Genomic DNA, 7148 nt, shown 5'->3' on the forward strand with positions numbered 1-7148 from the left:
TCGACCAGGTCAACATGACGCTGGAGAAGGAGCGGTATGAGCGCCGGGCGCAGGAGACCGGCACGCGGCTGCTCCCCGAAAACGACGCTCGGCTCCTGCAGGCCCTGGAGACAAACGATATCGTCTCGTACTACGACGAGTCGGCCAGCGGCGAGCGTCTCCTGACTTTCCTCGCGCCGATCAAGACCTCGCAGGACTGCCGCGAGTGCCACTCGTCGAAGAAGACGCGCGGAGTCATCCAGCTGAGCACCTCGCTTTCGGCGATCGACGAGAGCCTGGCTACCTCGCGCAAGAATTCGCTGCTCGTCCTGATCGCGACGATCATCGTCACGGCCCTGATTGCGGGCCAGCTCCTGCGTCGCTGGGCCAGGGGGCCGCTGGAGCACCTGACCGGTGCGATGCGGAACATCTCGCAGGGGGATCTCGAACAGAGCGTAAAGGTCGTCGGACAAGACGAATTCGGCGAAATGGCGCGCATCTTCAACGTGATGAGCACCGAGATCCGCATGACTCACGCCGGCCTGCGGCGCGAGCAGGACAAGCTCACGACGATCATCCTCGGCGCGGAGGAAGGAATCATCGTCACCGACGGCGCTGGAAAGGTCGTTCTTGTGAATCCTGCTGCGGAACGGCCGCGCTGCCGCGCGACGTCACGGAGGAGAAGCGGCTGGAGGAGGAACTGCGCCGCCTGTCGACGACCGACGCCCTGACCAGCCTGTACAACCGGCGCCATATGGAATACGTGCTGACGACCGAGCACAGCCGCTCAGCCCGGACGAAGGCGCCGTTCGCGGTACTGATGCTCGATATCGACCATTTCAAGAAATTCAACGACACCTACGGCCACGAGCAGGGCGACCGCGTGCTGCAGGCCGTCGCCAAAACCTTCCGCGACAGCCTGCGCAAATACGACACGGCATGTCGCTACGGCGGAGAGGAATTCATCGGCATCCCTGCCGCAGACCAACCCCGACGGCGGCATGGCCGTAGCCGAGCGCCTGCGCAGCGAGGTCGAGAACCTCGTGGTCGATGGCCTGAAGGTCACGATCAGCATCGGCGTGTCCGCCTACCCGGAGACGGGAATCGAATCGGTCGACCAGTTAATCCACGAGGCCGACACGGCGCTCTACCGTTCGAAGGAGAACGGACGCAACTGCGTCACACGCGCCGACTGCAGCGTCTGACGGAGGGCGTCGCGCCGCGAGCCATGTCGGCCTGCGCGCCCCCGGTGACACGGCAACGCAACATGCTTTACGCATTGCGTTATTATCGTAATTTATTGTTTTTTATACATTATTTAACAGCATTATAAGAGTATAAAAATATTTATGGGCGGAAGATGTTGCGTTGCACAAACTCTTCCAATAGAGTTTGAACCGTCTCCTCCACCCTCCTCCTTTGGTGTGGATTTAGCCCGAGCCCGCAACCGAGCTCGGGCTTTTTTCTTTTACGCCAACCCTTGGCGATCTCACGGCAACGACGCATTGCCTCACGGCTCGATAGGTGAATCTGATCGCCCGATAAAAACATTTTCAGCGCGAACTTATTGCGCCGCAACATACGGAGGCGTATGCTTTGATCTGTCTCCTCCACCCTCCTCCTTTGGTGTGGATTTAAGCCCGAGCCTCAACCGCTCGGGCTTTTTCTTTTTCTGCACCCGCTAGCGTCCTCAGGCGCCTCGCGGCGGTGCGTTCAGCAGCGCCCAGATCTTGTCCACCATCGGGTTGCTGTTGTCCGCAGCACGATGCAGGCGGACCTCCAGCGGGCAGGTCCACTGCGCGGGGCCGGCTTCCACCAGGCGCCCTTCAGCGAGTTCGCGGCCCACGCAGCTCTCGGGCAGCCAGCCCAGCCCATGCCCTTCGAGCACCATCGCCTTCAGCGCCTCCGACATGTGGGTGTCGAACGAGCGGTCGAAATGGCAGCGCTCGTTCGCGCCGAGCAGGATCATCTCGACCACATGCCCGAGGTAGGTGCCCGACGAGTAGGCGAGGAAGGGCACGACCGCCTCGGCCCGCCCCGGCAGCCTGTAGCGCGGCCGGCCGTCGGCGCGCGGCGCCGACAGGGGCAGCATGCGGTCGGTGGCGAGCGCGATGTAGGGAAAACGCACCGGGTCGAGCAGCATCGGCAGCTGCGGGTGGTGATAGGCGATGAGGAGATCGGTGGCGCCCTCGATCAACGCGCTGGCCCCTTCGGGCACGTTCACCGCGCCGACGCGCGCGACGACGTTGCCCAGCGCTTCCTTGAGCTGCCCCAGCCAGCGCGGGAAGAAGGTGAGCGACAGCGTGTGCGCGACCGAGAAGCGCACGGTGTCGACGTTGCCGGGGGACTGCCCGCGCAGCACGGTGCGCATGTCGTAGGTGCGCCGCAGGATGTCGGCCGCGAAACCGCGGAAGATCCGGCCCGCGGCAGTCAGATGCACGCCCTGCGCGCGGCGGTCGATCAGTTCGACACCGAGCCAGTCCTCCAGCGCCTGGATGTGGCGGCTGAAGGTCGGCTGGGAGACGTTGCGGCGTTCGGCGGCGCGCGAGAACGCGCGTGCGTCGGTCAACGTCAGGAAGTCCTCGATCCACTTGATCTGCATGTTCCACGCTCCTGCGGTGTCGGCCGCGCGGTATGCGGCGAGCCGCGCCCGTGCGCCCCTATTCGGGTTCCTTGGGGATGTTATGCGTTTTTTGCATGATGCGGCACGCAATCCCAGGACGACCCGTAGCATCCATGCGTCGCACCACACACCGGAGGAAACATGACGCAGACGACAGAACGCATCGAACACGATCTCCTGGGGGATCGTTCCCTGCCCGCCGATTCCTATCATGGCGTCCACACGCTGCGCGCGGTCGAGAATTTCCCGATCACCGGCACGCCGATTTCGATCTACCCCGACCTCGTGCGCGCACTCGCCGCGATCAAGCAGGCAGCCGCGCTGGCCAACAGCGAACTCGGTCTGCTCGACCACGAACGCGCCGACGTGATCGTACGCGCCTGCGAGGAGATCCGCGCCGGGGCGCTGCACGAGCACTTCATCGTGGACGTGATCCAGGGCGGGGCGGGGACCTCGACCAACATGAACGCGAACGAGGTGATCGCGAACCGTGCGCTGGAACTGTTGGGCCACCGCAAGGGCGACTACGACCGCCTGCACCCGAACGAGCACGTGAACATGAGCCAGAGCACCAACGACGTCTATCCGACGGCGCTGAAGCTCGCGGGCTACGAGGGCATCCTGAGCCTGATCGAGGCGATGGAAGTGCTACGCGCCGCGTTTGACGAGAAGGCGGTCGAGTTCGCCGACGTGCTGAAGATGGGACGTACCCAGTTGCAGGACGCGGTGCCGATGACGGTGGGCCAGGAGTTCTCGACCTACGTCGTGATGCTGGGCGAGGACATCGAGCGCCTGAAGGAGGCGGTGCTGCTGATCTGCGAGATCAACCTCGGCGCGACGGCGATCGGCACCGGCATCAACGCCCATCCCGACTACGCCGCGCTGGTGCGCCGGCATCTGGCCGAGATCACCGGCATCCCGGTGCTGACGGCGCCGAACCTGGTCGAGGCGACGCAGGACTGCGGCAGCTTCGTGCAGCTGTCGGGCGTGCTGAAGCGCGTCGCGGTGAAGCTCTCCAAGGTATGCAACGACCTGCGCCTGCTGTCCTCGGGGCCGCGCGCGGGCTTCGGCGAGATCAACCTGCCGGCACGCCAGGCGGGCTCGTCGATCATGCCGGGCAAGGTGAACCCGGTGATTCCGGAGGTCGTGAATCAAATCGCCTACGAGGTGATCGGCAACGACATGACGATCTCCTTCGCCGCGGAAGCCGGTCAGCTGCAGCTGAACGCCTTCGAGCCGATCATCGCCCACAGCCTGTTCAAGAGCGTCACCCACCTGCGCGCGGGCTGCCTGACGCTGGCCGAGCGCTGCGTCAGGGGCATCACGGTGAATCGCGAGTTCCTGCGTCAGAGCGTCGAGAACTCGATCGGCCTCGTGACCGCGCTGAACCCCTACATCGGCTACGCCAACGCCACCGGGATCGCGCAGGAAGCGCTGGTCGGCGGGCATAGCGTGTATGAGCTGGTACTCGAGAAGGGCCTGCTCACCCGCGAGCAGCTCGACGAGATCCTGAAGCCGGAGGTGCTCACGCAACCGCGCGCGCTGGTCGGGCTGGCCTGATCCAACGACGAAATCCATAGGCCCCGCGCGTCGCCGGATCGGCGCGCGGCCACGGCGATCACGCCCGATTCTGTCGGGATATTCGCAAGGGATTGCGTGAGCCTGCGTGCCTGAAACGGGCACTGCCGGTGGCAAGGGTTGATGCTGCGTCGCAGCATTCCAGTCTTGTATAAGACATGGTTGAAATTTCGCGCCACTGCTGAACTATACGAAGATCTGATCGCCGCATATAAAAATTTGAAGTGCATTATTATTGCGTCGCACAAGCCGATTCGATAATATTTAAACCGTCTCCTCCACCCTCCTCCTTTGGTGTGGATTTAAGCCCGGGCCGCAGTTGCTCGGGCTTTTTCTTTTCCGGCGTCAGGCTTTCGGCAACCCGTGCCGGAACACCAGCGCCAACCTCCCCCAGGAACATCGCGCGCCAAACTCGGCGGCTCCCGCGTGCATCGATTGCGCGGATCGCCCAAGGGTTGCGCTGCCGGTTCTGCGCCGCCGATCCTGAACATTCGGGCACCTAATCCAGCGATAAAAAAATTTGTCGTACAACTTTATTGCAATGCACAAGCGCGGCCATTAAGATTTGAACCGTCTCCTCCACCCTCCTCCTTTGGTGTGGATTTAGCCCGGACCGTCAAACGTCCGGGCTTTTTTCTTTTTACGCTGCGCCGCTTGTGCCAACAGCCCTGCGCAGCGAATCCCGGGCTAGTCAGGTGCGCACGGTCGCGCCATTCGGTCGGTCGAGCCGGCAGCCGGATCGGCGCGCTGCGGTCCGTGCCGCAGGCAGGGCGTGCAATGTGGCCCGTGGGGCGCGATCGACGCGATGCCGGTCATTTGTCCCGTAAATCACCGCATGAGAACATCTCAAGAACATTTGTTGCACTGCGCAACTATTTCGTTTAATATTTCAACTGTCTCCTCCACTCCTCTCCTCCTTTGGTGTGGATTCAAGCCCGAGCCCTCTCCAGAGCTCGGGCTTTTTTTTGTTCGGTGCGCGTCTTCGGCCATCTGCCAGCGCAGCCTCAGGCGGCCGTCAGTACCTTTCCTTCCGTGTCGCCGGCCACTTCCCGGCTCCGCACCTCGGGGTAGTAGCACATGTAACCGCTGGCGCAGTGGCTCGGCGCGTCGCGCAGGCCCACGGCGAATTTGCGCACCTCGTCGGCCGGCTCGCCCGCTTCGATGCGCTCCAGCACACGGGCGACGAGTTCTACGCTCTTGATCTTGCGTTCGCTCGCGCCTTCGCGTCCGGCGATCTTCACCGAATGCAGGCCCGCCGCATGCATCGCCGGCATCGCGCAGAGGCCGCAGGGCCCCCAGGGATAGCCGTTGGGGGCGACCGAGAAGCCGTTGCCGAAGCGGTACCAGAGCCAGCGCTTGTAATCGAGGTCGTTCTGTTCGAGGCGGCGCAGCGCGCGCTCCTGCGGCTGACCGCCGCCGGTGGCCTGATACTCGAACTGATAGTTGTCGATGCAGATCGGGCCGCCCTTGTTCATCGGCAGATGGACCGTGTGGCAGGCGCCTTCCTCGAAGACGCAGCCGTCGTTGAGCACGAAGGCTTCGACGTCGAGGTCGGGCAGTGCCTGCGTAATCGCGCCGATCTCGGCGACGGTGACGTCGCGCGGCAGGATGATGCGCTTCGCGCCGAGTGCGGCGAAGAAGCGCGCGGACTCGACGTTGCGGCAGGTCGCGACCGAACTCACGTGGATGTCGAGGTCGGACACGTTGGCGGCGAGCGAGGCGATCAGCGAGATGTCGGCGACGATCACGGCCTTGCCGCCGATGCTCTTGAAACGCGCGCCGATTTCGGTGAGCGCGTCGAGGTGCTGTTCGCCGTATTGCTGGGCGTTGAGGACGAGGAAGACTTCCGCGTCGAGCGCGCTCGCCTTGTCGACGACGCGCTCCAGGTCGGCGTAGCCGTTGAGGTTGCCGAACACGCGGCGATTGACGCCGGAGGTGTTGAAGCGCTGGATCCAGTCCGGCGGGACGACGCCGCAATAGAGCTCGCGGGCGCCGGCGCGCACGAGCGGTTCGACCTCGGCGGGGGTGCTGATGGGGGCGGTAATCTTCATGTCAGGCTCCCGAGAGGACGATGCGGCTGACCCAGCCCTTGTTGACGGCCTCGGCGACCGCCGCGGCCATGCCCTGCGCGTGGCGGTAATACATGGTGTTGCCGCGCTGCGAGGTGGGGAGTTCGTGGGTGCCGGGGCGCGCGCCGACTTCGTTGAAACCGAGGCATTCGCGGCGGCACTTGTGGCCGGGCGAGAACTTCTCCGGGGTGTCGAGCGACAGCGAGCCGAGCTTGCAGATGCGGCCTTTCGCGATGTAGCCGTAGGGCGCGCGCACACCGACGGGGAAGTCGATGCCGGCGTACATGTCGGCGGCGCCGAAGGGCGGGAAGTCGAGTTCGAGGCGGCCGATGCCCAGCCCGTCGAGGATGTCGCGGAAGGGGCCGGCGCGCAGGCCGTTGGGGTACATGCGCGCCCAGGTCGCGGACGGCAGGCGCGGGTCCTTCAGCATCTTGCCGAGGAGGCGCCCGGCGACGGGGCGCAGGTCCGGGAACTCGCGCTGCACGAGGCGCGCGACGCCCCAGTCGTTGATGGTGACTTCGGATCCGGCGGGCAGGCGCGCGAGCGCGGCGCGCAGCGGGTCGAACAGGCCGTCGCAGGCGATCGGCGTGACGAGGCCGAAGGTGAGACCCCAGCGCTCGCACAGCGCGACGGCGCGGTCGATGGCCTCGACGCCCGGCAACAGGTGTTCGCAGAACTCGCTGCCGAGGAAGAAGTGGGTCGGCTCGGCGTCGTCGGGCAGGTGCACGCTTGCACGCGCGTCGCCGAGCTGGTCGAGGTAATCGTCGCGCGTGAGGCGTTCGTGCCGTGCGAAGGACGCGAGCTCGCGTTCGTCGACGAGGGCGAAGCCCAGTTCGATCGGTCGGGTGCCGCCGTCGGGGTAGGGGTAGGGGTTGGGGTTGGGGTTGGGGTTGGGGTTG

Annotated in this window: 6 protein-coding genes and 1 pseudogene; 4 read left to right on the plus strand and 3 right to left on the minus strand. The window is 64.8% G+C overall.

What is annotated here, in order from left to right; all coding sequences use genetic code 11:
* Window positions 1–14: 14 nt before the first annotated feature.
* From F464_RS31745 to F464_RS31935, 3 genes and pseudogenes are all read left to right on the plus strand, one after another.
* Window positions 15–710, plus strand: a complete 696-nt coding sequence (locus F464_RS31745) for a HAMP domain-containing protein (protein ID WP_018992534.1) — start codon at window positions 15–17, stop codon at window positions 708–710.
* A gap of 23 nt (window positions 711–733) precedes the next feature.
* A pseudogene (locus F464_RS31930) lies at window positions 734–892 on the plus strand (diguanylate cyclase); the annotation flags it as partial.
* An 88-nt stretch (window positions 893–980) separates the two neighbouring features.
* Window positions 981–1184 carry a diguanylate cyclase gene (locus F464_RS31935; protein WP_018992536.1) on the plus strand — a complete coding sequence of 68 codons (204 nt, stop codon included), beginning with the start codon at window positions 981–983 and terminating at the stop codon, window positions 1182–1184.
* Between the two features lie 485 nt (window positions 1185–1669).
* Here the strand turns inward: F464_RS31935 and F464_RS0124690 are convergent, their stop codons facing one another.
* Window positions 1670–2581, minus strand: a complete 912-nt coding sequence (locus F464_RS0124690) for a LysR substrate-binding domain-containing protein (protein WP_018992537.1) — start codon at window positions 2579–2581, stop codon at window positions 1670–1672.
* A 162-nt stretch (window positions 2582–2743) separates the two neighbouring features.
* Here F464_RS0124690 and aspA point away from each other — a divergent pair, with 162 nt between their 5' ends.
* Window positions 2744–4162 (plus strand): aspartate ammonia-lyase, encoded by a 1419-nt coding sequence (gene aspA, locus F464_RS0124695; protein ID WP_018992538.1) that lies wholly within the window; start codon window positions 2744–2746, stop codon window positions 4160–4162.
* A 1022-nt stretch (window positions 4163–5184) separates the two neighbouring features.
* Here the strand turns inward: aspA and F464_RS0124700 are convergent.
* Complete coding sequence (locus F464_RS0124700) at window positions 5185–6231, minus strand: U32 family peptidase (protein WP_018992539.1); 1047 nt, start codon at window positions 6229–6231, stop codon at window positions 5185–5187.
* Between the two features lies 1 nt (window position 6232).
* Window positions 6233–7087 (minus strand): hypothetical protein, encoded by an 855-nt coding sequence (locus F464_RS29510; protein ID WP_084600594.1) that lies wholly within the window; start codon window positions 7085–7087, stop codon window positions 6233–6235.
* Between the last annotated feature and the right edge of the window lie 61 nt (window positions 7088–7148).

It is taken from the genome of Aromatoleum toluclasticum ATCC 700605 (assembly GCF_000378245.1).
Lineage (GTDB): Bacteria > Pseudomonadota > Gammaproteobacteria > Burkholderiales > Rhodocyclaceae > Aromatoleum > Aromatoleum toluclasticum.